This window comes from Flavobacterium lacus, from assembly GCF_003268815.1.
Lineage (GTDB): Bacteria > Bacteroidota > Bacteroidia > Flavobacteriales > Flavobacteriaceae > Flavobacterium > Flavobacterium lacus.
In genome coordinates, this window is the sequence record NZ_QLSV01000020.1 from 1 (window position 1) to 26,771 (window position 26,771).

Genomic DNA, 26,771 nt, shown 5'->3' on the forward strand with positions numbered 1-26,771 from the left:
CTTATATCTGTGTTCTAAATCTTATGCATCATTTGTTGAACACGGATTATAAAAATTGGAGAAATTAGAAAAATAATTATCATCCTAAATTTTAAAGATTATTGTAATTTCTTATATCTGTGTTCTAAATCTTATGCATCATTTGTTGAACACGGATTATAAAAATTGGAGAAATTAGAAAAATAATTATCATCCTAAATTTTAAAGATTATTGTAATTTCTTATATCTGTGTTCTAAATCTTATGCATCATTTGTTGAACACGGATTATAAAAATTGGAGAAATTAGAAAAATAATTATCATCCTAAATTTTAAAGATTATTGTAATTTCTTATATCTGTGTTCTAAATCTTATGCATCATTTGTTGAACTCGGATTATAAAAATTAGAGAAATTAGAAAAATAATTATCATCCTAAATTTTAAAGATTATTATAATTTCTTAAATCTGTGTTCTAAAAAAACACCAAAAAATAACCGCTAATTCGCAGATTATAATTTGCGAATTAGCGGCTTTTTATTTTCTAAATCTACTTTTAGATTTTCTTAATCCCCATACTATATAAAGTAAACGCCTGAATATCGGCTACTTCTTCAATGGTTTTTGAAATTGGTTTTCCTGCTCCATGTCCGGCATTTACATCAATTCTGATTAGAACAGGATTTTCTCCGGCTTGTTTGTCTTGCAACTCAGCAGCAAATTTAAAACTGTGTGCCGGCACTACTCGATCATCGTGATCGCCGGTTGTGACTAAAGTGGCCGGATATTTTGTTCCTTTTTTCACGTTGTGTACGGGAGAATAATTCTTTAAATACTCAAACATTTCTTTGCTGTCGTTGGCTGTTCCGTAATCGTAAGCCCAACCGGCTCCGGCTGTAAAAGTGTGGTAACGCAACATGTCTAACACACCCACCGCAGGTAAAGCTACTTTGGCTAAATCAGGTCGTTGGGTCATCACTGCTCCTACTAGTAAACCGCCATTTGAACCGCCGCGAATCGCTAAATAATCAGAAGAAGTATAGTTTTGAGCAATCAAATATTCCCCGGCTGCAATAAAATCATCAAAAACATTTTGCTTGTTCAGTTGCGTTCCGGCATCGTGCCATTTTTTTCCATATTCTCCACCACCACGCAAATTGGCTACGGCATAAATTCCGCCATTTTCCATCCAAACAGCATTAGTAATACTGAAACTTGGGGTTAAACTCACATTAAAACCACCATATCCATAAAGAATGGTCGGGTTTTTACCATCTAATTGCAAGCCTTTTTTATGGGTAATTATCATCGGGATTTTTGTACCGTCTTTAGAAGTGTAAAACACTTGTTTACTCTCGTAATTAGCGGAATTGAAATCTACTTTTGGTTTTTGGTATTCTTTCGATGTTCCTGCTTTTGGTTCAAACGAATAAATTGTTCCGGGTGTAATGTAATTTGAAAATGAAAAATACAATTCTTTATCGGTCTTTTTCCCGCCAAAACCTCCCGCTGAACCAACGCCTGGCAATTTGATTTCACGAATCGCTTTACCTTCATAATCATATTGAATTACTTGCGAAATAGCATCTTTCATATAATTCGCAAAAATGTATCCGCCTCCGGTTGAAGGAGATAACACATAATCGGTTTGCGGAATAAAATCTTTCCAGTTTTCGGGTTTTGCGTTTTTCGCGTCCACCGTCACCATTTTTTGGTTCGGAGCATTCAAATTGGTTACGATATATAACGTTGAACCTACATTGTCAATCACATAATTATTGCTGTTGAAATTATCAACAATCGTTTCTAGCTTACTGTTTGGATTGCTTAAATCCTTAAGATACAATTCATTTCCGGTAGTAGAATTAGCCGCCGTTACAATTAAAAATTGTTGATCTTCGGTCACACCACCACCTACATACCTTCTTTTTTCATTTAAACCAAAAATCACTTTGTCTTCTTTTTGAGAAGTGCCTAATTTGTGGTAGTATAATTTGTGTTGATCGGTTTTGGCCGAAAGTTCGCTTCCTTCGGGTTTATCATAACTGGAATAAAAGAATCCGTCGTTGCCTAACCAAGAAATTCCACTGAATTTTACATCAATGATAGGTTGCTCCAACACTTTCTTTGAAACCGCCTCCATAATGATAATTTTGTTCCAATCGCTACCGGCTTCCGAAGTAGAATAGGCAACTAATGAACCATCTTTTGTAAATTCCACATTGGCCAATGAAGTCGTTCCGTCCGCTGCAAAAGTGTTCGGGTCTAAAAAAACTTCTTCTTTTCCGGATTTGTCTTTTCGGTATAAAACCGATTGATTTTGTAAACCGTTATTTTTATAGAAATAAGTATAATTCCCTTCTTTAAACGGAGCAGAAATACGTTCGTAATTCCATAATTTTTCTAATCGTTCTTTAATTTGATTGCGATACGGAATGTTGTTCAAATAGTTAAACGTAACTTCATTTTGAGTTTTAACCCAGTCTTCTGTTTCTTTCGAACGGTCGTCTTCGAGCCAACGATAAGGGTCGTTTACTGCTGTGCCAAAATACGTGTCTTTTACCTCTCCCTTTTTTGTTTCGGGATAGTGAATAGGAGAATTTGTTTGTGCATTCATACTTATCACACAAACAATTGCAACTGCTGAAATAGATTTTTTCATTCTTTTGAATTGATTGATATCGACAAATATAATCAACCAAAATGTTAATTTTAGTTAAATAGCGGTTTGTATTTTGGCCACAATTTATACATCAAAATTCCATTAAAAATGGCTACCAAAAGTGCTCCGCTAATTCCCGGAATGTCTAAAAATAAATGAAACAACAAAATATTCACCGAAATCGGAACTAAAACAACCAAGGCAAAAGCCACCCATTTATTCAACAGTAGCAGAAGTCCAATCAAAATCTCAATCACACCAACCACTTGTAAAACATAACCGGTTGAAGCTAACGAATTGATAAAATTGGCCGCATTTTCCGGTAATTCAGGAGCCGGAATAAAACTTAGAAACTTGTTAAGTCCGAAAACAACAAGGATTGCTCCAAGCAGGATTCGCATCAGTTTGGTAAATTGTGAATTCATAAGTTGTCGTATTTTTTGGTTAGAAAATGTAATAAAATAACTAAATTAATAAAAAATACTTTATAAAATTCACAAAATGAAATAAAAAAACCAAACCCTAGTATTAGTAGGGTTTGGTTGAAAAACAATAGTTTGAAACAATTTATTGCACAATTACCGGAAAAGTAACCTCAATATCAGTTGAGCCTCCCGCATTGGTAATATTACCCGCTGAAACACCGGCTGCATTTTTGTTTAACAAATGTCTTAATGTAAAGGTCATGTTTCCTGTACCTAAATTTGCCCCGGTTACAAAGGTAAATTCTAATCCAAGCGGATTTCCATCAGTGTCAAAGTCAGCATACGTAAAGCTGCCTAAACTGTTTGAAATTTGATAAAAAACTTGGTGCTCCAAATCTTTTTCTTCAATTTCTTCGGTGATATCTTCGGCTGGATTTTCCAATTCATTTAAAAATTGAACAGAACCGGAATAAGTGGTTGAAGCGGCAAAATTTCCACTAACAGTAATTACCGGAGCATTTGGCCCATCGCCATCGGCATCTCTTGAGGTTAACGTGATCGTTTGTCCGCCACCCACAAATGTTGCGATTAACGTAGTGATTAATTCTTCTTCTACAACCGGTGAATCGTCGTTGCTGCAAGAATTGAAAGTGAAAATTGCTGTTAAGGCCAAAGCCATGATTTTTAAATTTTTCATTTTTGTGTTTTTAATAATTAATTTTTAATTGTAATTGTATGTTTCTACCCATTTCATCAACAAAAAAACGTTGGCGATTTAAGTAGTCACGGTAGTCTGTGTTTAACAAATTTTGAACGGATAAAGCGATGGTGGTATCCAATTTTTTGAAGGCCTTGAACTTCATTTCCGAATAAAAATGGAACAATTGATAGGCTTTTGGCGGTGTGCTGATGTCAACGATAACGGGAACAAATTCGCCATCTACAATGATATCGGTTTCAAAATTAAAGTCAGGATATCGATGCTGACGAAAAACCGATTCGGATTGAAGTTCTAAAAGCAATCCATTCCATTCTTCTTTTTTGTATTGAATGGACGTTGAAATCGTCATCGGCGGCATATCAATCAACGGCTGATTTTCAGATAAATCTTCGCCATTGACATAGGCAAACGAAAATTTGTGTTGCCAATTCGAATGGATGTTCCATTGCGAATGAAAATCAAGTCCAAACAATCGAGCATTGGTTTGTTGAAATTCCCAAACAGGGAAAGCTCCTCGAATAGTCGTTTCAAAACCAACGGGACGAAGATACATAAAGTTAGTAATCTGATGAAAATACGGATTGACTTCCATCGAAAACACATTCCATTTTTTAGATAACGACGACGAAAATTTAATCGATTCTTCTCTCTTCAAACGCAAATCACCCAACTCAATTTGTCCGGTGGAATGATGCAAACCATCGGAAAAAAATTCGGACGGATTCGGATTTCTGTTGGATAAACTAATGTTGTTTAACCATTTCCAATCCTGCTGAAAATCTTTTCGAACACCCACACTAGCAGAAATATTGTGAAATGTAAATTGCGGCTTGGTCAACCATTGGTCAGCGGTTTCATCAACAATAATACCCCAAAAATCAGCTTGATAACCGCGTTCTGTCCAACGTGATTTCAAGTAATACTTCGTGGCTTCGACGGTGGAAAAATCATAGCGAATTCCGCCATCCACAACTAAATCCTCTTTGATTTCGTACGTTCCGATACCATATAAACCGGTATCAAATCGAACATAAGTGGGAATCAAAGGTCGAACGCCGGTTCTCGGATTGGCGAAATTGTTTTGAAACAATCCACTAATTCCGGTTTTAAAACTGAATTGAGTCCATTCTTTTTTATAATCCGATTGAAGTGAATGCGTGGTCAATTGTAAATCCAAAGCCGCTTTGTTTTCGTTATTTCTTCTCAAATCAAACTCATTTCGTTTATTAAATTGAAGCGAATAAAACGTGGAAATCGAACTACTTTCATCCAACTTTTGCAGATAATTCAGTTTCATCAAATGGTGTTGAATGGCTTGTTTCGGATGTTGAATAGAATACGTAAAATCATCAATTATATATGGAATTTGGTTGTTGATGGAATTGTATAAATCGGTCACATTTCCAATATGCGAAGCACTCAAAATTCCAATCGTGGCATTGTATAAACTATAAAAAGCAGATAGTTCATAGGTTTCTTTCACATACGAAACATCGCCCGAAAAATTTAATTCTCGGTTTCCTGAATTGGATAAAACATAATCAGGAGCTTCACGATCACCAAAATAAGTGAGCGTTCCCAACGCATTCCATCGCCAACCTTCCGGATTTCCTTTGTGAATACTCGAACTTATCGTTCCGCCACGACCATTGGATGAACCGCTAATCATCGTTTTTCCAAATAAAGTGTCTTGCTTGACGTTAGTTGATTCGATGACAACCATTCCGCCCACAGCATCGCCACTGTATTGCAAACCCGAAGCACCTTTGATAACCGAAATTTTTCCGGCAGCATTCAAGTCAAAATTCGGTGCGTGCTCGGTTCCCCATTGTTGGTCTTCCAGCCGAACTTGATTGGAAAAAATGGGAACTCGACTGCTGTGCAAACCGTTAATAACCGGTTTTACAATACTCGTTCCGGTTTTTAAAAGAGAAACTCCTGAAACTTCTTTCAACGCTTCTGCTAAAGTTTTGGAACTGTTTCGCTCCATCGATTCTTTAGAAATTTGCTGTTCAGCTAAACTGTTGCTTACTTGCGAAACTTTTTGCTTTACGGTGATTTCTTCTAAATTGGTTTCAGAAGGTTTCAACTTCACATTCAACACAACATCTTCGGTAATATCTACTAAGGTATCGCAGGTTTTATAGCCCAAATAGGAAATATACACCCGCAATTCGCCTTTGGGCAAACCGTTGATTTCGAATTCGCCAATTGGATTACTAGCGTTATTCAGGTACTTGGTATGAATGTGACTTCCGGTTAGCGGTTGGTTTTTTTCGTTGGTGATTTTTCCACTTAAAGTGAATTGACCATAGCTCGAAAATCCAAACCATAACAAGAAGAAAAGGATAATTAAGTATCGCATTTTTCTGGTTCAAAATATAAAACACATTGAGTCATTACTATTTTGTAGCAAATGACTATTTTTTGTTTCTGAGATTTTAAACCGATTGCGGCGGTCCGCGATGCGAAAAAAGTGAACCTGAAAAAGAAGAAATTTGTGCTTGTTCCTGATATAAATATGGAACAGGGTTGATTGGGAAATCAAATCGATAGGTTAAAACTTCCGGCTGGATATAAAACCAAAAATGAAAATCACAAATGGAACAATCGTCTTCTGAATGCTGATGCGAAAAACCATCGTGGGAATGATGACAAACTTCGGTTTCATCAAAATAATCAGCCACCAAATGCCTATAGGTATGCAATGACTGAAACAGTATTGTGAACAACACTGCCGACATTAAATACAGGTTTAGTATGGCTAATTTCTTTTTCATTGGGTGCAAAGGTAGGGAAAAGGTAGTAAAATAGGGAGTTTTTTAAGAAGAGTTTACGAAGGGGAGTTTTTCATAGGAAGTCTTTGTGCAGCGGGGTTTCTATTTATTTAATTATTATTTAGCGGTTTGATGTTGTTTCAACTAATTTAAAACATAGTCTTTTTTTATTAAAACGGATTATGCCCTTTTTTTACATCGTCAATTCCGGAATCAATAAAATTTTTTAAGGTTCTATCAGTGCTATATAACCAGCCTAAATCACCTAAAGAACTCTCATCTTCATGTGGTAAAAATACATTTCTTACATAAGGATTATCGCCTTCATCTAAATAAACCATAAGAAAAGATTCCAAGAGTCTAACTTCAATAATATAAAATGGTCTTGTGATTGTTCGTTCCATACCTTCTTCTGTCATCCATTGTCTGGCATCAACTTGCATTTGTTGCCCACAACCATCAAACCACCCATAATCTAATACATAACAAGAATTACCAGCTAAAAAAAGTAATTCTCGTAATGCTATTGGGAAAGGATTACCATTGTTCCAAACTTGTTCCAATTGTTCTATTTCAGATAACGGAATGCCCCCCGCTCCGCAAAGTCTTCTTAATAGCACAAAGCTCCGCAAATGTCCTCGCTCCGCAAAGTCTTCTTAATAGCACAAAGCTCCGCAAATGTCTCCCGACTTTGCGGAATGTAAGTTAATCATAACCAATGTCTTTCATAAATGAATTGAGGTTTAATTTGCTATTTAAAGGAATTTCAATCTCGCTCCGCAAAGTCTTCTTAATAGCACAAAGCTCCGCAAATGTCCCCCGCTCCGCAAAGTCTTCTTAATAGCACAAAGCTCCGCAAATGTCTCCCGACTTTGCGGAATGTAAGTTAATCACAACTAATGTCTTTCATAAAGGAATTGAGGTTTAATTTGCTATTTAAAGGAATGTCAACCAACTCAATTTTAATTATTCCTTCATTATACACATAATTTGAAGCACTTGAATAGAGATAATGAGCTGCTTTTTCAACTAATCCTGCACGAACAGGATTTAAATGAATATAGTCAATTTTTGACCACATAAACTTCTCTGAATAAATTTCTTCTGCATGATTTCCTAATTGCCAAAATTGAAAATTTTTATTTCTGATATGACTCTTTGTCGCCCGCTCCGCAAATGTTTCCCGACTTTGCGGAAAATAATTTTGAATAAAAATAACAAAAATTCCACAACATCTTAATAATATCAAAATCCTCGCTCCGCAAAGTCTTCTTAATAGCACAAAGCTCCGCAAATGTCTCCCGACTTTGCGGAATGTAAGTTAATCATAACTAATGTCTTTCATAAATGAATTGAGATTTAATTTACTATTTAAAGGAATGTCAACAAACTCAATTTTAATTATTCCTTCATTATACACATAATTTGAAGCACTTGAATAGAGGTAATGAGCTGCTTTTTCAACAAATCCTGCACGAATAGGATTTAAATGAATATAGTCAATTTTTGACCACATAAACTTCTCTGAATAAATTTCTTCTGCATGATTTCCTAATTGCCAAAATTGAAAATTTTTATTTCTGATATGACTCTTTGTCGCCAATTGAAAACGTTCTAACATCCATTCTCTTCTGCTTTCAGGTTCAGATTGAATTTTTTCTATTATGGTTTTTGAGGTATATTTCTTAAAATCACGAATTAAATCAGACAATTTACCTTCTTTTGACTGAACAATCATGTGAATGTGATTCGTCATAATCACATAACTGTATAAAATCATTCCTTTGTTTTTGATGCAATAGTCTAAACATTCAATAACACAATCTCGATATGATTTTCTAGAAAAAACATCGACCCAGTCAACAATTGTGGCGGTTAAAAAGTGTGGCAAGTTTTGGTCTCTGATAACATATCCTTCTTTCATGGCGTGTAAATTTTTAAATAAAAATAGTAAAAATTTGTGAAGTTTTAGGGCTATTAATACTTTTTTAAATTCCGCAAAGTCGGGAGACATTTGCGGAGCGTTTCATAGGGAATTTTCGTTAGAACACTTTGCGGAGCCGGGATTTTTTTAAGAAGATTTTACTAAGAGGAGCTTTAAATTTTGTTTTGTATTCTATTCATTCACTTTCCGCAAAGTCGGGAGACATTCACTTTCCGCAAAGTCGGGAGACATTTGCGGAGCTTTTCATAGGAACATTTTTCACGGAACTCTTTGCGGAGCAGGGGGTCGGGAGACATTTGCGGAGCTTTTCATAGGGAATTTTCGTTAGAACACTTTGCGGAGCCGGGAGTAGTAATGATGGAAAAGTTATTTTTTTTAGAAAATTAGACATCGTTTTAATATTAAAATTTTAAAAACAGTAAGAGCTATTGTAAAATAGTTTTATCAATTTTTAGCTACAATTAAATTATGATTTTTGGTTTATCATTGATTACGGAACATTGCCAATTCCATCTATTTTTATATTCCAAGGATAAACTGTATATTCTTTTTTAGAATAATGAAAAAACACTTTTAAATAAGTTTTGAAATCTGAAAAATCTTTAATTAGTTTATTTTCATCGTTAAAAACTTTTGTGGTTTTGCTAAATACTTTATTAAAAAAATAATATTCGATAATTTCTATCCTATAATTTAATCTTGATCTAACAATTAATAAAATTTCTTCAATGTCTTCAAAAATTAATGGCTCATAATACTCTTGCAGTTCTTTAATAATCCCTATAGAAATATCCATAGTATTTTTATATTTTTTAAAACAAAAGGTAAAGTCAATTTTTAACTGTTCTTTACTCAAAATATTAATAACATAAAAATTGCTATTATCTATAATATTTATTTCACAATCATAATGTTTAAACAATGTAAAAATCTTTTCAATTAAAATTTGTTGAACTGTTGTTAATCCATTATCTAAATTCATTTTCTTTTTTCCCATAAGTTCAGATGCCGTTCCGCAAATGTCTCCCGACTTTGCGGAATATAAATTTAATTAAAAATAACAAAAATTCAGCAATATATTGATATGTTAAAAATTCTTTCCATCAACAAACAAAAAAAGCCCCTAAAAAGGAGCTTTTAATTACAATACTATTATCTTATACTAAATTATTCTCCACCAAATACTCCGCAATTTGCACCGTATTGGTTGCAGCACCTTTACGTAAATTATCCGCCACAATCCACATATTTAACGTGTTGGGCTGGCTTTCATCACGGCGAATTCTACCCACAAAAACATCATCTTTTCCTTGAGCATAAATCGGCATCGGATAGGTTTTGGTGTCTAAATTATCTTGAACAGTAACGCCTGAAGTATTGTGTAAAAGTGCACGAACTTCATTCACATCAAAATCAGTTGAAAATTCCACATTTACCGCTTCACTGTGTCCACCAACTACCGGAATTCGGATGGCGGTTGCTGTAACAGCAATACTTCTGTCGCCCATAATTTTTTGGGTTTCACGAACCAATTTCATTTCTTCTTTGGTGTAGCCGTTGTCTTCAAACACATCACATTGCGGGATAGCATTTCGGTGAATGGGATACGGATACGCCATTTCACCTTTCACACCGCCATATTCATTTTCCAATTGTTGAACCGCTTTTACACCCGTTCCGGTAATGGATTGATACGTGGAAACAATTACTCGTTTTACGTTATATTTTTTATGTAACGGATTTAAAACCATCACCATTTGAATGGTAGAGCAGTTTGGATTAGCAATGATTTTATCGTCTTTGGTTAATTCGGAAGCATTGATTTCAGGAACCACTAATTTTTTAGTCGGATCCATTCGCCAAGCGGAAGAATTGTCGATAACCGTTGTGCCTGCTTCTGCAAATTTGGGTGCCCAAGCTAAGGAAGTTTCTCCTCCGGCAGAAAATAAAGCAATATCCGGACGCATTTCAACAGCGGTTTGCAATCCAACGACCTTGTAATTGTTTCCTTTGAATTCAATTTCCTTTCCAACCGACTTTTCAGAAGCAACCGGTATTAATTCCGTTATCGGAAAATTTCTCTCCGCTAAAACTTGAAGCATAACTTCGCCAACCATTCCGGTAGCACCAACAACTGCAACTCTCATGTGTGAATTTTTAGATTTAAAGTACAAAAGTAAAGAATAGTACGTTGAAAAAAATCAGTTTCACAAAATTTTGGTTTTTTGTAAAATAGATACCAAAATATAATTTATCGTTTGAACACAAATTTCTTATTTTTTTTCCACGAATTGCACGAATTGCACGAATTGAAATTAAATAAATGTTTTGCCACGAATTGCACGAATTTGCACAAATTAATTCGTGTAAATTAGTGACCCGGGCGAAGCGAACAGACGAAGTAAATTCGTGGCTACCTATAGTAAAAGTAAAACTTTGGAATGATAGTAAACAGTTTTGAACAAAATTAATTCATGTAATTTGTGACCCGAGCGAAGCGAACAGACGAAGTAAATTCGTGGCTACTAAAAAAAGACCCCGAACAAGTCGGGGTTTAATTAGAATATATAATGTAGCGGAACGTCTATTTTTTTAATAAATCTCTGATTTCTGTCAACAATTGCTCTTGTGTTGGTCCGGCTGGTGCTGCTGGTGCTTCAACAACTGGTTTTTTCATTTTGTTGTAGCCTTTAATAATTATAAACATAACTAAACCTACAATAACCAAATTCACCAAGGTGTTCACCCAAGCTCCCCAACGAATGGCAACTTCTGGAACGGCAGCAACACCTTCGGCTTCTGCCACAGCAGCTTGTAAAACTACTTTCATTTCAGAAAAATCAACGCCTCCCGTTAACATCCCAACAACGGGCATAACAATGTCATTCACAAATCCATTCACTACAGCACCTACAGCTCCCGCCATAATAACTGCAACGGCAAATTCAATAACATTGCCGGTCATGATAAAATTCTTAAATTCTTTAAACATAATTTTAGTTTTTAAAGGTTAGATGTTACGAATTTAGTTAAAATTTTAACATCCACAATAAAAAAATTATTCTCTGAAAAAAATTCTTTTTACCCTTTGCGATATTCCGGTGAGTATTTCATACGGAATGGTATTCAGCTGTTTTGCCATCCAAGTAACGGATGGATTTTCGCCTAAAACAATCACTTCATTTCCTTCAATACACGGAATGGTGGTGACATCAACCATCAACATATCCATACAAACACTGCCCACAATCGTGGCTTTTTGGTTGTTTATCATCACAAAACCTAACCCGTTGCCCCAACTTCTTCTAATTCCGTCGGCATAACCAATTGGAATGGTGGCGATTCGGGTTTCTTTTTCGGCCACAAATCGTCGGCCGTAACCCACGCTTTCGCCGGCTTGAATGGTTCTGACTTGGGAGATAATGGATTTTAAAGTTCCCACATTCTCCAAAAACTTTTGCTCACTGGCATCGTTTGAAATGCCATACAAACCAATTCCCAATCGAACCATATCGAATTGGGCTTGCGGATAATTTGAAATTCCCGACGTATTCAAAATATGCCGAATCGGACTAATTTCTAATGCCGCACTTATATAGGTAGAAATGCGATTGAATTTTTCAATTTGCTCCAACGCAAATTCGTGATGCGATAAATCATCGCTCGTGGCCATGTGCGACAAAATACTTTTCACTTGAACGGTTTTGCAGTGCTTTAAGATTGAAATTAATTCCTCCAAATGCAGTTCTTCAAAACCCAAGCGATGCATTCCGGTATCAATTTTCAGATGAATCGGGAAATGCTTCAACTGTTTTTGTTTGGCAATTTTTAAAAAAGCGTTTAATCCTTTTAAACTATAAATTTCGGGTTCTAATTCGTGTTGAATAATCGCTTCAAAACTGGTCGATTCCGGATTTAAAACCATAATTGGCAATTGAATTCCGTTGCTTTTGAGTGAAATTCCTTCATCGGCGAAAGCCACACCTAAATAATCCACTTTGTGGTATTCGAGCAATTTGGCAATTTCCAAACCGCCGTTTCCATAACTGAACGCTTTCACCATCACCATCATTTTAGTGCCGGGTTGAAGTTTGGCTTTGTAAAAATTCAAGTTGTGCGAAATGGCGTTTAGGTTAATTTCCAAAACGGTTTCATGCGTTTTTTCTTCTAACAACGAAACAATTTCTTCAAAATGAAAACTGCGTGCTCCTTTGATGAGAATGGTTTCATTTTCAAAAGGAATACTTTCAAAATGAGCAAGAAAATCAGCTTGCGAAGGGAACGTCATGCCGTTGAGAAATTTAGTTTTATAAGTGGAAATCGTTTCGCCAATTCCAATCACCCGATTGATTTTATTGGAAATCACCATTTGAGAAACGCGCGAATATAATTCGTCATTTTCTAAACCACTCTGAAAAATGTCTGACAAAATCAATGTTTTTTTGTGGTGCTGTTTTTGACTTTCCAAAAAATCCAACGCAATTTTTAACGATTGAAAATCAGAACTATAACTGTCGTCAATAATGGTAGTATTGTTGATGCCTTTTTTTACTTTTAACCGCATTTCAATCGGATATAAAAGTGAAAGACGGTTTTGAATGGTATCAAAATCATACTTAAAATAAAACAGCACCATCAAACATTGAATCACATTTTCAATCGAAGCTTCGTCTGAAAACGGAATGCTAATTTTGAAACAAGACTTATTGTAAGTAATATTTAAAAATGTTTGATTATTGCTTGTTTTATGGTGAATCATCACATCGGCCGATTGATCGCTGGAACTCCAAGAAAATGTTTTGATGGAGGGGTTTAAAAAAGCATCAATCGATTTATTTTTATTGTAAATCAAGACCTCAACATTCGGAAAAAGTTTTAATTTTTCTTTGATTTTCTGACCCAAATTTTCAAAACCTTCATCGTGAGCCGAACCAATATTCGTTAGAATTCCAATCGTGGGTTGAATGATGGCTTCCAATTTTTGCATTTCGTTTACCGTGGAAATTCCTGCCTCAAAAATACCCAAATTGTGTTGCTCGTTAATCCCAATCACAGAAAGCGGCACACCCACTTGCGAATTGTAACTTTTTGGACTTCGAATGATGTTATAATCGGGACTCAACAAAAAATTGAGCCATTCTTTTACGATGGTTTTTCCGTTGCTTCCGGTAATGCCAATGATGGGAAAAGTGAATTTTTTTCTGTAAAAAGCTGCAAATTGTTGAAGTGCAAGCAAAGTATTTTCAACTTTTAAAAAATTGATGTTTTCATGCGGTTGTACTTCTTCGGAAACAACAAAATTCGTAACGCCTTTTTCAATAAGTTCGTCAATATAAGCGTGTCCGTTATGGTTCGAACCGATCAAACAAAAAAACAACGTAAATTCATTGTTTTGAAACGAACGACTATCGATAGAAACGTTTGAAATGATAGAATGAGGATGATTTCCGAAAAATTCAGCGTGAAGTGGCGAAATAATATCGTTTAAAACGAAAGGCACGGGCTATGATTTTGGTTTTTGTTGAGCTTCTGTTTTGTGTTCCGCTTGTTCCCGAAGAGCATGATAATAAGCGGCTCTGCTGAGCGGTTCATATTCTTCGGTTTCGCCAAGCATGACCAATTTGTCGTTGTTTGCTTTCCTAAAACTATAATTGGCTAAATTTCCGGTTCGGGTGCAAACGGCGTGCACTTTGGTCACATATTCGGCGGTTGCCATTAAGGCCGGCATCGGACCAAAAGGATTTCCTTTGAAGTCCATATCCAGTCCTGCCACAATAACGCGAATACCGGAATTGGCTAAATCATTACAAATCGTAATAATTTCATCGTCAAAAAACTGAGCTTCATCAATACCCACCACATCGCAACCTTGAGCCAAAATACGAATGTTGGCGGCGGCTGGAACGGGTGTAGAACGGATTTCATTGGCATCGTGAGAAACCACCATTTCATCGTGATAACGCGTATCGATGGCGGGTTTAAAAATCTCCACTTTTTGCTTGGCAAACTGAGCTCGTTTGAGTCGGCGGATGAGTTCTTCGGTTTTTCCGGAGAACATCGAACCGCAGATTACTTCAATCCAGCCAAATTGTTCTTTATGATTTACGGTATTTTCAAGAAACATTTTATACTTTTCTTAGCTAAAGAATAACATATTTTATGTTATTTTGTATCAGAAACAAATTTATAAAATTCCATTCGCTAAATTCAATATAATTGTAAAAGTTATGAAGAAAAAGTTAGAAGCCGATTTAATTAGTATTGCACACCGTGTTTTAAAATTAAAAGGAAAAGAAGATGTCGTTCAATTGCATCAAGAAGCTCAAAAATTAGTTGAAAAATTAGCCGTTCTTCGTTTTTATGAAGAAAATATCAATGTGGTGAAAAATGAAATTTCGGAAGAAGAATTGGAAGAAAAACTTCTTGCCGAAGCACCGTCTCAACCTGAAGTTGTTGCGATAGAAGAGGAAGCTGAAAAAGATGTTCCTACTCAAACTGTAGCGGAAGAAGTGGAAGAAAATGCAACGGAAGAGGAAATTGGGGAACAAGTGGTTGCTCAAGATGAAGAAACAGAGGTGCAAGAAGAAGCCCTTGAAGAAACAGCAGAAACGGAACAAGCGGTAACGCAAAAAGAAGAAACCGAAGTGCAAGAAGAAGCACTTGAGGAAAAAGAAGAAACTGTTCACGAAGAAATAAAAGAAGAAAAGCAAGAGCCGTTATTTAGTCCAATGTTTGAATTGGCGGCAGATGATGAGGAAAAACCAGCTTCAAAATTGGAGCAAAAACAAATTTCATTTGAAGATTTATTGGGTTCCGATTACAAAGAACCTGAATTTGTAAAAGTAAATGATGTGCCGAAGGAAGTGGAAAAAACAACCGAAATTTCATTTGAAAAAGTGGAAGAAGTAATCACTCCGGATGTCAAAATTGAAACGACAACTGAAACGTATACCATCAAAACCGAACATAAAATAGCCTCCTTAAACGATACCTTAATTAAAGGAATTAACATCGGTTTGAATGACCGAATTGCGTTTGTAAAACACTTATTTGGCGGAAGCAACGAAGATTTTAACCGCGTGATTTCACAAATCAGCACCTACAATTCGTTTGAAGAAGTACAACAATTTATTGTCGATATGGTAAAACCCGATTACAACAATTGGGAAGGAAAAGAAGAATATGCGGATCGTTTTATGAATTTGGTGGAGAAGAAGTTTGCATAAACGTTCTCTCCGCAATCTTGTCATCTCGACGAAGGAGAGATTGCATCATTTATGATTTTTAAAACTTTACCATGAGCAAACTCTATATCGTTCCCACACCCATCGGCAACTTAGAAGATATGACTTTTAGAGCCATTAAAGTGCTCAAAGAAGTAGATTGCATCTTAGCCGAAGACACTCGAAACAGCGGAAAATTATTGAAGCATTTTGAGATTGGAACGCACATGCAAAGTCACCATATGCATAACGAGCACAAAACCGTGGAAGGTTTGATTAAACGTTTGCAAGCCGGAGAAACCATCGCTCTAATATCTGATGCAGGAACTCCAGCTATTTCTGATCCTGGATTTTTACTTACACGAGCTTGTGTCGAAAATAACATTGAAGTAGAATGTTTGCCCGGAGCCACCGCTTTTGTTCCCGCTTTAGTGAACAGTGGATTGCCAAACGACAAATTTGTATTCGAAGGTTTCTTGCCCGATAAAAAAGGAAGACAAACTCGTTTTCTTGCTTTGGCCGAAGAAGTCAGAACGATGATTTTCTACGTTTCGCCACATAAATTAAACAAAACCTTAGCCGAATTTGTGCAGTATTTTGGAGCAGAAAGAACAGTTTCTGTTTCTAGAGAATTATCAAAATTGCACGAAGAAACCGTTCGCGGAACCGCATCCGACGTTTTAAAACATTTTGAAACGAAACCGGCAAAAGGTGAAATTGTGGTGGTCGTTGGCGGAAAACCATCAAAATAAAATGTTGCAAAAATGTTTCATTATGGCTTATTTTTAGCACTAATGAAACAATAAAGCTACATTAATAAGTTAAACAAGTTTTTTATTTCTTTTTGTTGTGCCGAAGGAATTAATGCTTTTTCGGCAAATTCATCCCATTTTAAAATCGCTTCCCGACATTCTTCAATAATTTGTTGTGGTTTTTTGATGTTGACGTTTTTCGCTAACGTCAAAACATCATTCAACGCAATGTTTTCCTTTTTTCCATTAATCGTCATTTGATGAGCGTTCAACCAAAAATTGGACGGATTAAAAGCAAACGTAACATCATAAGCCGGCGAAAGCGACCATTTTCCATCCGAATTCATCAAAAAAGAAATGTTTTTGGTATGATCATCTTGGTTTCTCGCCATCACATTAAAGATCATTCTTCGGTATAATTCCTCCATCTCGGGATAAGGCAATTGCATTTGTCGCATCACCATCAACGCTTGTTCATACGAATACGAGCCCGGCATATTATAATCAAAATGAGCCAAGCCACACAAGGTTTGCATGTGCATTTTTTGATTGCTCACGCGATCAAAACGTTTGGTCATAAAATGAGCTCGCTGATTTTCTATTTTCAACTCGCTTTCCATCATAGTAATTCCGGCAGCGGTTGCCATCAAATAATAAGCATATTCAATGTTACCGTAGCCTTTTGGATCGCCCAGTTGATGGTTGGTTACGCCGTCAAATTTAATTAACCAATAATCAAATCCATCCAGTCCATCAATTTGACCGGAACGAACTTCACCTGTTTTTTGATTATAGGCAATAATGGCTTTCGCACGAGCTCCACCGGCAGAACTTCCCACCTGAAGAATGTCTGAAAATCCCTTTTCATCTTTCAAATTGGTTTGAAAAGTAGCTCGTTCGGCTAAAACTTCTTTGGCAAATTCAACCAATGCTTCAATGGCTAATGGGTTGGACGGAATGGGTTGTAATCCGGATTCCGGTTCAAACTCTAAAGCTCCCATACCGCGTTTGCCAATGTAACACAGTCGATCAACCGGGTTAAAACTTTGTACGGTTTTACCTTGTTGTGCGAGCCAAGCATCGATTACTTGATTTCCGAATTTGTCCGGCAAACTGTCTGCCAACAAACCCGGCAACCCCTTGAACGTTTCAAAATTTAAAAAAGGAAATGAAAACACCCGCCGTCCTTTTTTGGCATCGGATAAAGGAAGTGTAATCGGCGATAAATCCAATCCTGAATCGACGAAAATTTTATCAAATTCAAAAACGCCCAAATTCTTAGCTTCATCCCAAAGCACCGCACCAACTTTTTGATCCCATATTTTTATAGAAGCGACTGTATTCATACTTATTTGGATGGAGAGGCTTTTTTACGGTATTTTGAACGTTCTTCCATGACTTGTAGCGGACTAATTTCCGGCTCTTCATTAAGGTAATTGAGTAAATCTAGTTTTCCTAATGCTCGCATGACTTGAACCATCGTGAGCAAATTAATGGCTTTTCCGGATTCCATACGGCTGATGGTTATTCGGCTCAAGCCACATTGTTCGGCAAGTTCTTCCTGCGAGATGTTTTTATTAAGACGCATTTGCTTCAAACTGGCACAAAGCGTTTGAACTACAACAGCGTCTGTCATAGCATACCAATTTTTGTTGTAACTATTTTGATACATTATAATCAATTTTAGCCATTAATGAAACAAATAATATACAAATGTACAAATTTTTTCATACTTTTTCACATTTTAAAAAAGTAGTATCTTTGAAATAAAAAATAAAATGACACATCAAATTTCTACAAAATGGTTAGGCGGAATGGCCTTTGAAGCCACCAATCCTGGAGGAAATTTCAGAATTGATGCCGATATTGAAATTGGAGGAACCAATAATGGCCTGCGTCCAAAAGCCTTAATGTTGGATGCATTGGCCGGTTGTTCCGGAATTGATGTGGCGTCATTATTGCCCAAAATGAAAGTTTTGGTGGATGCTTTTCATATTGACGTAGAAGGCGATTTAACCGAAGAACATCCAAAATATTATCACACCGTTCGAGTAGTTTATCATTTTTATGGCAAGGACTTAGAAAAAGATAAACTACAAAAAATTGTCAATTTATCGGTAGAAAAATATTGTGGTGTTATGGAAATGTTTCGTAAATTTGCCCAAATTGATATCAAAATTGAATATCATTTATAAGTATAAGCCATTCAAAATTAATACACTATGCGTTGGACCATCAAACCAAAGCCGGAACCTCAGTTGGTTTCGCAATTAGCTACCGAACTTAATGTTAGCACACTCATTGCCGCACTTTTAGTACAAAGAGGCATTTCAACTTTTGAACAAGCCAAACAATTTTTCAGACCCGGTTTAAACGATTTGCATGATCCGTATCTCATGAAAGATATGGACAAAGCCGTTCATCGGATTGAAAAAGCCATTTCAAATCAGGAAAATATTTTGGTTTTTGGTGATTATGATGTGGATGGAACAACAGCGGTTTCGCTGGTTTCCTCCTTCTTAAGAAGTTACTATCCAAATGTGGCTACCTATATTCCGGACCGTTATGACGAAGGGTATGGCATCTCTTTTAAAGGAATTGACTTTGCCGATGACAACGGTTTCTCACTAATTATTGCCCTAGATTGCGGTATAAAATCAATCGATCATGTGGCGTATGCCAAAGAAAAAAACATCGACTTTATCATTTGTGATCACCACCGACCCGGCGAAATTTTACCCGAAGCCATTGCTGTTTTAGACCCAAAAAGAGTCGATTGTTCCTACCCGTATGATGAACTTTGCGGCTGTGGCGTTGGGTTTAAATTGATTCAAGCCTTAGCAAAAAACAGAAATCATTCCATTGACGATTTAATTCCTTATTTAGACTTAGTGGCCACGGCAATTGCAGCAGATATTGTACCGATGACGGGCGAAAATCGCATCTTAGCAAAATTTGGTTTGGAAGTCATCAATACCAATCCACGCCCGGGAATCAAAGCATTGATTCAAAATGTAAAGAAAAAAGTACTCACCATAACCGATGTGGTTTTTATCATCGCTCCCCGAATTAACGCCGCAGGAAGAATTAAACACGGCAATCATGCGGTAGAATTATTAACTGAATTTAATTTAGAACAAGCACAACAATTTGCTTCAGAAATTGAAGGTTATAATGCAGATCGGAAAGATTTAGATAAACAAATCACCATTGAAGCCTTATCCCAAATTGAAGAAAATAACGAAAAAGAAAAATTCACCACCGTTGTTTACAATGAAAATTGGCATAAAGGCGTGATTGGAATTGTGGCTTCGCGTTTGACGGAAACCTATTACAGACCGACTTTAGTTTTCACGAAAAGTGGCGATAAATTAGCGGCCTCTGCTCGTTCTGTCAAAGATTTTGATGTGTACAATGCGTTGGAAAAATGTGCTCATCATTTGGAGCAATTTGGCGGACACATGTATGCGGCCGGAATGACATTGAAAGAGGAAAATTATTTACAATTTAAAGAAGCGTTTGAAAATGTAGTTCAGGAAACCATTCATCCTGATTTACTAATTCCGGAAATTTTAATTGATGCCGAAATCGATTTGACCGAAATTAATCCGAAATTAATTCGTCTTTTACATCAATTTGAACCTTTTGGCCCTGAGAATATGACGCCCGTTTTTATAGCCAAAAATCTAATCGATACCGGTTATGGAAAAACGATTGGTCAAAACGATGAACATTTGAAATTATTTGTCAAACAAAATCAATCAGAAGGTTTTGGAGTCATTGGTTTTGGTTTAGGAAAAATGTTGGAATTAACCAAAAATCAACAACCGTTTGAAACGGCTTTTTGCATTGATGAAAATGAATTTAACGGAACTGTGACGGTTCAATTGAGAGCGAAAGCGATTCGTTAGTTTTTGTATTCTTTTAACTCAAATTTTTCACCATCAAATACACCGTAGGTAAAATAACCAATCCAATCACCAAGGTTGATGTAAGTTGAATGTTCACCTACTTCCAATTGCAGGGGTAAATGCCTATGTCCGAAAATGAAATAATGATAATGTTTGAAAGTGAGCTTTCGTTTGGCATATTGAACTAACCATTCATTTTCTTCTCCTAAAAATTTCACATCTTCGGCACCGGAAATCAATTTATTTTTTACGGATAAGTATTGTGCTAATTTCACACCAATATCCGGATGCAACCATCTGAACAACCATTTTGAAAACGGATTGGTAAATACTTTTTTCATACGTTTATAACCCTTGTCTCCGGGGCCTTTCCCATCGCCGTGGCCTATTAAAAATGTTTTTCCGTGAAACGTATATTCTTGATTGTCGTGGAAAACGGGAATGTTCAATTCTTTTTCAAAGTAATCATGCATCCATAAATCGTGATTGCCCACAAAAAAGTAAATGGGAATGCCACTGTCGCGAAGTTCCGCCAATTTTCCTAAAACACGCACAAATCCTTTCGGAACAACCGTTTTGTATTCGAACCAAAAATCAAACAAATCCCCCAACAAAAAAAGAGCCGTTGCATCGTGTTTGATCTCATCTAACCAAGCCACAAATTTTTGCTCTCTAGGAAAACTTTCTTCAGGAGTCGGGGCTCCAAAATGTTGGTCGGAAGCGAAATAAATTTTTGTTTTCAAACTTTTAAATTGATTGACAAATATACAAAAAATGACAACGGTCTTTTCAAATTTTGAAAAGTGATTTTTTGTGAGAAATTAAACATTTTAACGGTTTTTTGTGAATTACATCGTTTTTTAATCCGTTTAATCGTTTTTACTATCAACAGCCGTTTATTTTTTTTACATTAGTTGACCGAAAAACAACAACCTAAACAGCATTAATTTATGAAAAAAATTACATTATTAGTTCTGTTGTATATACTGTCCGGCACTTTTTCTTACGCTCAAGAAAATTTTGAGGGAGGAATCCCATCCGGATGGGCAGTATACAACAACTCCTTTGGAAACAACCTTTGGACGACAGTCTCAACAGTAACAACACCTCCAACGGTTTGTGAAGGAGCAATTTCCGCGTTTGTAAACGGTCGCGAAAATATTGGTGTCGGAAACACCTCCGAAAAATGGTTGGTCTCCAATCAGATTACAGTGCCTCAAAATGGTCAATTGCTGTTCGCTGCACGCTCCACGATAAATGGATTTGACAACACAACCTATCAAATCAGAGTTTCAACGGTGTCTCAAACCAGTGGATTTTCTATCGTTGCTCAGTGGACTGAAGCAGAATTGAATACGATTTTCAATATCTGTGAAGAAAAAACAGTTGATTTAGGAGCAGCCGGTTACGCCGGACAAGACATTTATATCGCATTCGTGATGCTGGTCAATCAACCCACTACAACACCAACCGGTGATCGATGGATTCTTGACGATATTCGCGTGGTAGAACGTTGTATTGACCCTACAGATATTCAAGTAGGAGGTATTTCGCTTAACGGGGCAACCGTTACATGGAATAATCCCGGTGGTGCAAATCAATTTGAAGTTGAAATTGTAGCGTCTCCAGGTGCACCAACCGGAACAGGTGTTATTGTTAACGGAACGTCGTTCAATGCTACCGGACTTTCCCCAACAACACAATACCAAGTGTATGTGCGAGCAGTTTGCGATGAAAGCAACAGCGAATGGATTGGCCCGGTAAATTTTGCCACAACGTCGCCGGGACGAACGTGTAATGCACCAATTCAAATTACATCGCTACCCTATTCTACAACCGATAACACCTCCGGGTACGGTGATGATATCGGTGGAAGTCCGGGAGCTGGCTGCGGAAGCACAAGTGGCTACCTGGATGGCGACGACGTGTTTTATTCATTCACAGCCCAAAACAATGGCGTGGTAAATATTACAATGACGCCAACAGGAACCTGGTCCGGATTATTTGTGTATAACAGCTGTGCCAATGTCGGCGTAAGTTGTATTGCAGGTGTGGCGAGTAGTGATCAAACGCCAAGGGTGATCGATTTACCGGTGACAGCGGGCCAAACATACTTCATTGTTATTTCAACTTTCCCTGCACCGCAGAGTGTTGCTTACACGCTAACCCTTCAAGTGGTTAATTGTCCTCCTCCGGCGGCTCTTGTTGCCGCCAATATCGGTCAGACAAGTGCACAATTATCATGGTCAAATCCAAGTGGTGCAACAGCATGGGAAGTAGCGGTGCAGCCCGCAGGTTCTGCGATACCCGCAGGTTCTGGAGAACCGGCAAATACAAATTCAAACTTTTTAGTAAGTGGTCTAACGCAAGCTACAGCCTACCAATATTATGTAAGAGCAGCTTGCGGAGACGGCACATTCAGTGTGTGGTCCGGACCGTTTTTATTCAATACTACTATTTGTGAACCTAGTGAACAATGTACTTACACCTTTCGCCTAACGGATAGTTTTGGTGATGGTTGGAACGGAGCAACAATGTTAGTTAGACAAAATGGAATAACCGTTGCTACATTGGGACCTACTTTTACAACAGGGGCAGGACCAATAAACATTAGCGTCCCACTTTGTAATAATTTACCTTTTGATTTGTTGTGGCAAAATGGTGGTGGTTTCCCCGGAGAAGTAAGGGTGTCAATCATAAATCCAGCCCCTTTCAATCAAACACTCTATGCTTTAACAACTTCGTCGCCCGGATTAGTGGGAAGTGTACTCTACTCCGGCACGGTGGATTGTTTTAATCCGGCTTGTTTGCCACCAAGCGGTGTGACAATGAGCAATATTGGCGATACATCTGCAACGGTGACTTGGACTCCAATCACCGGCGTAACACAATACGAAGTTATTGTTTTACCTGCAGGTTCTCCCGCCCCAACAGCGGCTAGTACGGGTGAAGTGGTAACCGGAAATTCTTTTGAAATCACCGGATTAACTTCTGCTACGCTCTACAATGTTTATGTTCGAGCAATTTGTGGTTCGCCTATCCCAAGCAATTGGACGCCGGCCACGGTGTTTAACACGACCATTTGTCAAGTGGCAAACCAATGTTTATACTCTTTTGTCATGACCGATAGTTTTGGCGACGGATGGAATGGCAATACAATGAATGTGACACAAAACGGAATTGTAGTGGGTGTTATCGGACCAACATTTACCGCTGGTGGCGGACCAGTAACCGTGACAGTCCCTTTATGCGACAACCTCCCTTTTCAATTGTTTTGGAATACGGGTGGTGCTTTTGCCTTTGAAGTTGGAGTGGAAATTATAGATCCGTTTGGTGAACAATTATATATCAAATTACCGGGCGAAGGAACACAAGGAACCACCTTGTATTCTGGTTTTGTTAGTTGTACTCCGCCAAGCTGTCCTAAACCAAATACGTTAGCAGCCTCTGCCTTGACACAAACCGGAGCAACTTTAACATGGAATGAAATTGGCACAGCCACTTCTTGGGAAGTAATTATTTTACCGGCAGGCTCTCCTGCTCCACTTCCAACAGATTCAGGAATAATCGTAACAACACCTTCATATATAGTAACAAACCTATCACCGGGAACATCCTACGTGTTTTATGTGAGAGCTATTTGTGCAGAAGATGACTTAAGCAATTGGGCTGGACCACGTGCGTTCGTCACGTTAATAGCAAATGACGAGTGTGACAACGCAATTCCTGTGCCGGTTAATCCCGATACAAATTGTGGACAAGTTGTAGGCGGAACTGTCCTTGGAGCGACTGCTTCTGCACAACCAAACACTTGCTTTGGAACAGATGATGATGATGTTTGGTTTGAATTTGTAGCCGAAACTGCCACACATTCCATCAATTTAATCAACGTTTCGGGCTCTACCACAGATTTATTTCACGTCCTCTACCAAGGTGATGAATGTGGAAGTTTAACCCAATTGTATTGTAGTGACGCTGATCAAAGTGTAGCGACAAACTTAACGCCTGGTCAAACCTATAAAATTAGAGTGTATACTTGGACTGCAACACCAAATCAAACCACTACTTTTAGTGTGTGTGTGGGTACTATTCCACCGCCAATAACAACGAATACCACACAATATACTGTTCCGCAATTAGTGCAGGATATTTTAATCAATTCTACTTGTGCGTTGGTGAGCAATATTACATGGTCTACCGGTTCAAATTTTGGTTCCACGAATGGGATTGGCTATTTTGAGCAAAATGGCTCAACCTTTCCGTTTGATAATGGAATTGTGATGACTACCGGAGATGCGGCTAGAGCAGCCGGTCCAAACGTCAATCTTCTCGGAGATGGTAATCAAGCTTGGGTAGGAGATACTGATTTAGAAGCAATTATTTTAGCTGCAACAGGCGACCCAATGAACTCTAGAAATGCCTCGGTCATTGAATTTGATTTTGTGCCTTTAACTGATTTTATAAGTTTCGATTTTATATTTGCCTCTGAGGAATATGGTACATTCCAATGTACATTCTCTGACGCATTTGCATTTTTATTAACCGATTTAAGCACAAATGTAACAACGAATTTAGCTGTAATTCCAAATACAAACATTCCGATTTCAGTAGTTACTATTCGTGATCAAGCCCACAATGATGATTGTAATTCAGTAAATCCTGAATTTTTTGATAATTTCTATGAATTACCAACGGGTTTAAATCCTTTAGGTGCTCCAACTGACTTTAATGGGATAACTATACCTATGATAGCCTCCTCAGCGGTAGTTCCTAATAATACTTACCGCATAAAATTAGTAATCGCAGATCGCCAAGATAACTCCTACGACTCTGCTGTATTCTTAAAAGGAGGTAGTTTCAATATTGGTGATATTGAATTAGGGGATGACTTTTTAGTGGCTTCTGGAAATGCATTATGCCCGGGTGATACTACTGTTATAGATTCTGGATTAAGCCCGGAGACATTTACATTCCAATGGCTTTTAGGGGAAGATGTAATCGCTGATGAAACAGGCCCATCTCTTGTTGTCGCTGAGCCGGGAACATATACACTTATTGCACAATATACCAACACCAATTGTAGTACGTCTGACTCTATTGTAATTGAATATTTCGATAATTTTGTAACCGGCGAACCTAATGATTTATATTTCTGTAGTGCTTCCGGATTTGGAACTTTTGATTTGACGCAAAACGATGAGCCATTAACTGCTCCTTTAGGAATTAATTACGTAATCGGCTATTATTTAACGGAAGAGGATGCAACGCTTAATCTCAACGTGATAGCGAATCCAACGGCTTTCAATAACACCACAAACCCTCAAACAATTTATGTGAGAGTTTCGCCTGCAAACGGTGATTGTTTTGCCTTGAATAACTTCCAGTTAATCGTGGAAGATTTAACCCCTCAATTTGATTTAACCCCTGATTTCTCTATTTGTGAAGGAGCTAGTGGAACAATTGAAGTGACACCAATTAATTATGAGGAAGGTTCGGTAACGTATACTTGGACTGTAGATACTAATCCTTTACCGGATACAACAAGTGCTATTACGGTAACTACAGCGGGTGTTTATGAAGTAACCGTGGACTTCGGTGGATGTGCTAATACTGCATCAACAACGGTTACAGTTATTCCTTTCGTTGATATTCAACCAATTGAAGATGTTGGAGCTTGTGGTAGTTATGAACTACCTGCCCTTTTAGTTGGAAATTATTATACGCAAACAAATGGTGCCGGAGATCAATTTACTCCTGGCACGGAAATTATAGAAACAACTACCTTGTTTGTCTACGTCGAAAATGAAGGTTGTTCCGATGAAGAATCGTTTACCATTACAATTAATAATGTCGTGGTAGATGTTTTTGAAGACCAAACGGTTTGTGAAAGCTATACCTTACAGGCGTTAAGTGCAAATAATGCGTATTTTACGCAGCCGGACGGTTTAGGTACAGAATTATTCCCGGAAGATAATATTGTAGCAACGACAACAATTTATGTCTATGCAAGTTCGGGTACTGAACCAAATTGTGTGGCCCAAAGTAGCTTTACAATCACCGTCTCCTCCGAAATCCTTCCAGCATTCGATCCAATTGTTGTTTGTCAAAATGCAGACGCTCCGGTATTGCCAGCGACTTCTTTAGAGGGCGTAACGGGAACTTGGAACGGAGTGGTAGATACCAGTGTAGCAGGTGAATTTGTATTCACTTTCACCCCAAATGAAACGTTTGAATGTGCCATTGCAACGACCTTAACGGTTGTTGTCAACCCAACGGTTGTAGCCACGTTTGATGCCATTACAACTACCTATTGTCAAGGTGCAACACCTGATGCTTTACCCGTTTCAAACAATGCTGTACCGGGAACATGGTCTCC

At 37.4% G+C, this 26,771-nt stretch carries 21 protein-coding genes; 5 read left to right on the top strand and 16 right to left on the bottom strand.

Annotated elements, in window-relative coordinates:
- Positions 1-535 precede the first annotated feature (535 nt).
- The 13 genes from B0I10_RS15005 to B0I10_RS15065 all read right to left on the bottom strand — a co-directional run bounded on the left by B0I10_RS15005 (position 536) and on the right by B0I10_RS15065 (position 14,633).
- The gene (locus B0I10_RS15005; protein WP_112087337.1) at positions 536-2,641 is read right to left on the bottom strand and encodes a prolyl oligopeptidase family serine peptidase; all 2,106 of its coding nucleotides are present in this window, start codon (positions 2,639-2,641) and stop codon (positions 536-538) included.
- Between the two features lie 50 nt (positions 2,642-2,691).
- On the bottom strand, positions 2,692-3,066 hold the full coding sequence (locus B0I10_RS15010; RefSeq protein WP_112087338.1) for a DoxX family membrane protein: 375 nt from the start codon (positions 3,064-3,066) through the stop codon (positions 2,692-2,694).
- 142 nt (positions 3,067-3,208) lie between these two features.
- Positions 3,209-3,763, bottom strand: a complete 555-nt coding sequence (locus tag B0I10_RS15015) for a type 1 periplasmic binding fold superfamily protein (RefSeq protein WP_112087339.1) — start codon at positions 3,761-3,763, stop codon at positions 3,209-3,211.
- 10 nt (positions 3,764-3,773) lie between these two features.
- A complete protein-coding gene (locus B0I10_RS15020; RefSeq protein ID WP_112087340.1) occupies positions 3,774-6,152 on the bottom strand; it encodes a TonB-dependent receptor in 2,379 nt (792 codons plus the stop codon).
- Between the two features lie 76 nt (positions 6,153-6,228).
- Positions 6,229-6,567, bottom strand: a complete 339-nt coding sequence (locus B0I10_RS15025) for a hypothetical protein (protein ID WP_112087341.1) — start codon at positions 6,565-6,567, stop codon at positions 6,229-6,231.
- A gap of 167 nt (positions 6,568-6,734) precedes the next feature.
- On the bottom strand, positions 6,735-7,184 hold the full coding sequence (locus B0I10_RS15030; protein WP_112087342.1) for a hypothetical protein: 450 nt from the start codon (positions 7,182-7,184) through the stop codon (positions 6,735-6,737).
- Positions 7,185-7,450: 266 nt separating this feature from the next.
- Positions 7,451-7,813, bottom strand: coding sequence for a hypothetical protein (locus tag B0I10_RS15035; protein ID WP_112087343.1), 363 nt, complete (start codon positions 7,811-7,813; stop codon positions 7,451-7,453).
- Positions 7,814-7,885: 72 nt separating this feature from the next.
- A complete protein-coding gene (locus B0I10_RS15040; protein WP_112087357.1) occupies positions 7,886-8,488 on the bottom strand; it encodes an REP-associated tyrosine transposase in 603 nt (200 codons plus the stop codon).
- Between the two features lie 511 nt (positions 8,489-8,999).
- The gene (locus B0I10_RS15045) at positions 9,000-9,506 is read right to left on the bottom strand and encodes a hypothetical protein (protein WP_112087344.1); all 507 of its coding nucleotides are present in this window, start codon (positions 9,504-9,506) and stop codon (positions 9,000-9,002) included.
- A gap of 160 nt (positions 9,507-9,666) precedes the next feature.
- On the bottom strand, positions 9,667-10,656 hold the full coding sequence (locus B0I10_RS15050) for an aspartate-semialdehyde dehydrogenase (protein ID WP_112087345.1): 990 nt from the start codon (positions 10,654-10,656) through the stop codon (positions 9,667-9,669).
- Between the two features lie 437 nt (positions 10,657-11,093).
- Entirely contained in the window at positions 11,094-11,501 is a 408-nt protein-coding gene (gene mscL / locus B0I10_RS15055; RefSeq protein WP_112087346.1) for a large conductance mechanosensitive channel protein MscL, read from the bottom strand.
- Between the two features lie 66 nt (positions 11,502-11,567).
- Positions 11,568-14,009: a bifunctional UDP-N-acetylmuramoyl-tripeptide:D-alanyl-D-alanine ligase/alanine racemase gene (locus B0I10_RS15060; RefSeq protein WP_112087347.1), complete on the bottom strand. Its 2,442-nt coding sequence runs from the start codon at positions 14,007-14,009 to the stop codon at positions 11,568-11,570.
- Between the two features lie 3 nt (positions 14,010-14,012).
- Positions 14,013-14,633 carry a thymidine kinase gene (locus B0I10_RS15065; protein WP_112087348.1) on the bottom strand — a complete coding sequence of 207 codons (621 nt, stop codon included), beginning with the start codon at positions 14,631-14,633 and terminating at the stop codon, positions 14,013-14,015.
- Between the two features lie 103 nt (positions 14,634-14,736).
- Between B0I10_RS15065 and B0I10_RS15070 the strand changes: the two genes are divergently transcribed.
- Together B0I10_RS15070 and rsmI are read left to right on the top strand one after the other, a co-directional pair.
- Positions 14,737-15,735 (top strand): hypothetical protein, encoded by a 999-nt coding sequence (locus B0I10_RS15070; protein WP_146740382.1) that lies wholly within the window; start codon positions 14,737-14,739, stop codon positions 15,733-15,735.
- A gap of 71 nt (positions 15,736-15,806) precedes the next feature.
- Positions 15,807-16,484 (top strand): 16S rRNA (cytidine(1402)-2'-O)-methyltransferase, encoded by a 678-nt coding sequence (gene rsmI, locus B0I10_RS15075; protein ID WP_112087350.1) that lies wholly within the window; start codon positions 15,807-15,809, stop codon positions 16,482-16,484.
- Positions 16,485-16,540: 56 nt separating this feature from the next.
- On the opposite strand, the gene B0I10_RS15080 is transcribed toward rsmI, so the two are convergent.
- Both B0I10_RS15080 and B0I10_RS15085 read right to left on the bottom strand, forming a co-directional pair.
- Positions 16,541-17,830, bottom strand: a complete 1,290-nt coding sequence (locus tag B0I10_RS15080) for a type II toxin-antitoxin system HipA family toxin (protein ID WP_112087351.1) — start codon at positions 17,828-17,830, stop codon at positions 16,541-16,543.
- A gap of 2 nt (positions 17,831-17,832) precedes the next feature.
- A complete protein-coding gene (locus tag B0I10_RS15085; protein WP_112087352.1) occupies positions 17,833-18,156 on the bottom strand; it encodes a helix-turn-helix domain-containing protein in 324 nt (107 codons plus the stop codon).
- A gap of 106 nt (positions 18,157-18,262) precedes the next feature.
- Here B0I10_RS15085 and B0I10_RS15090 point away from each other — a divergent pair, with 106 nt between their 5' ends.
- Both B0I10_RS15090 and recJ read left to right on the top strand, forming a co-directional pair.
- Entirely contained in the window at positions 18,263-18,679 is a 417-nt protein-coding gene (locus B0I10_RS15090) for an OsmC family protein (protein ID WP_112087353.1), read from the top strand.
- Positions 18,680-18,706: 27 nt separating this feature from the next.
- Positions 18,707-20,395, top strand: a complete 1,689-nt coding sequence (gene recJ / locus B0I10_RS15095) for a single-stranded-DNA-specific exonuclease RecJ (RefSeq protein ID WP_112087354.1) — start codon at positions 18,707-18,709, stop codon at positions 20,393-20,395.
- Here recJ and B0I10_RS15100 read toward each other — a convergent pair.
- The gene (locus B0I10_RS15100; RefSeq protein ID WP_112087355.1) at positions 20,392-21,138 is read right to left on the bottom strand and encodes a UDP-2,3-diacylglucosamine diphosphatase; all 747 of its coding nucleotides are present in this window, start codon (positions 21,136-21,138) and stop codon (positions 20,392-20,394) included. The genes recJ and B0I10_RS15100 overlap by 4 nt on opposite strands.
- Positions 21,139-21,345: 207 nt before the next feature.
- Between B0I10_RS15100 and B0I10_RS15105 the strand changes: the two genes are divergently transcribed.
- Positions 21,346-26,771 (top strand): choice-of-anchor L domain-containing protein (locus B0I10_RS15105; RefSeq protein ID WP_112087356.1); only part of this gene is annotated, 5,426 nt, incomplete at its 3' end.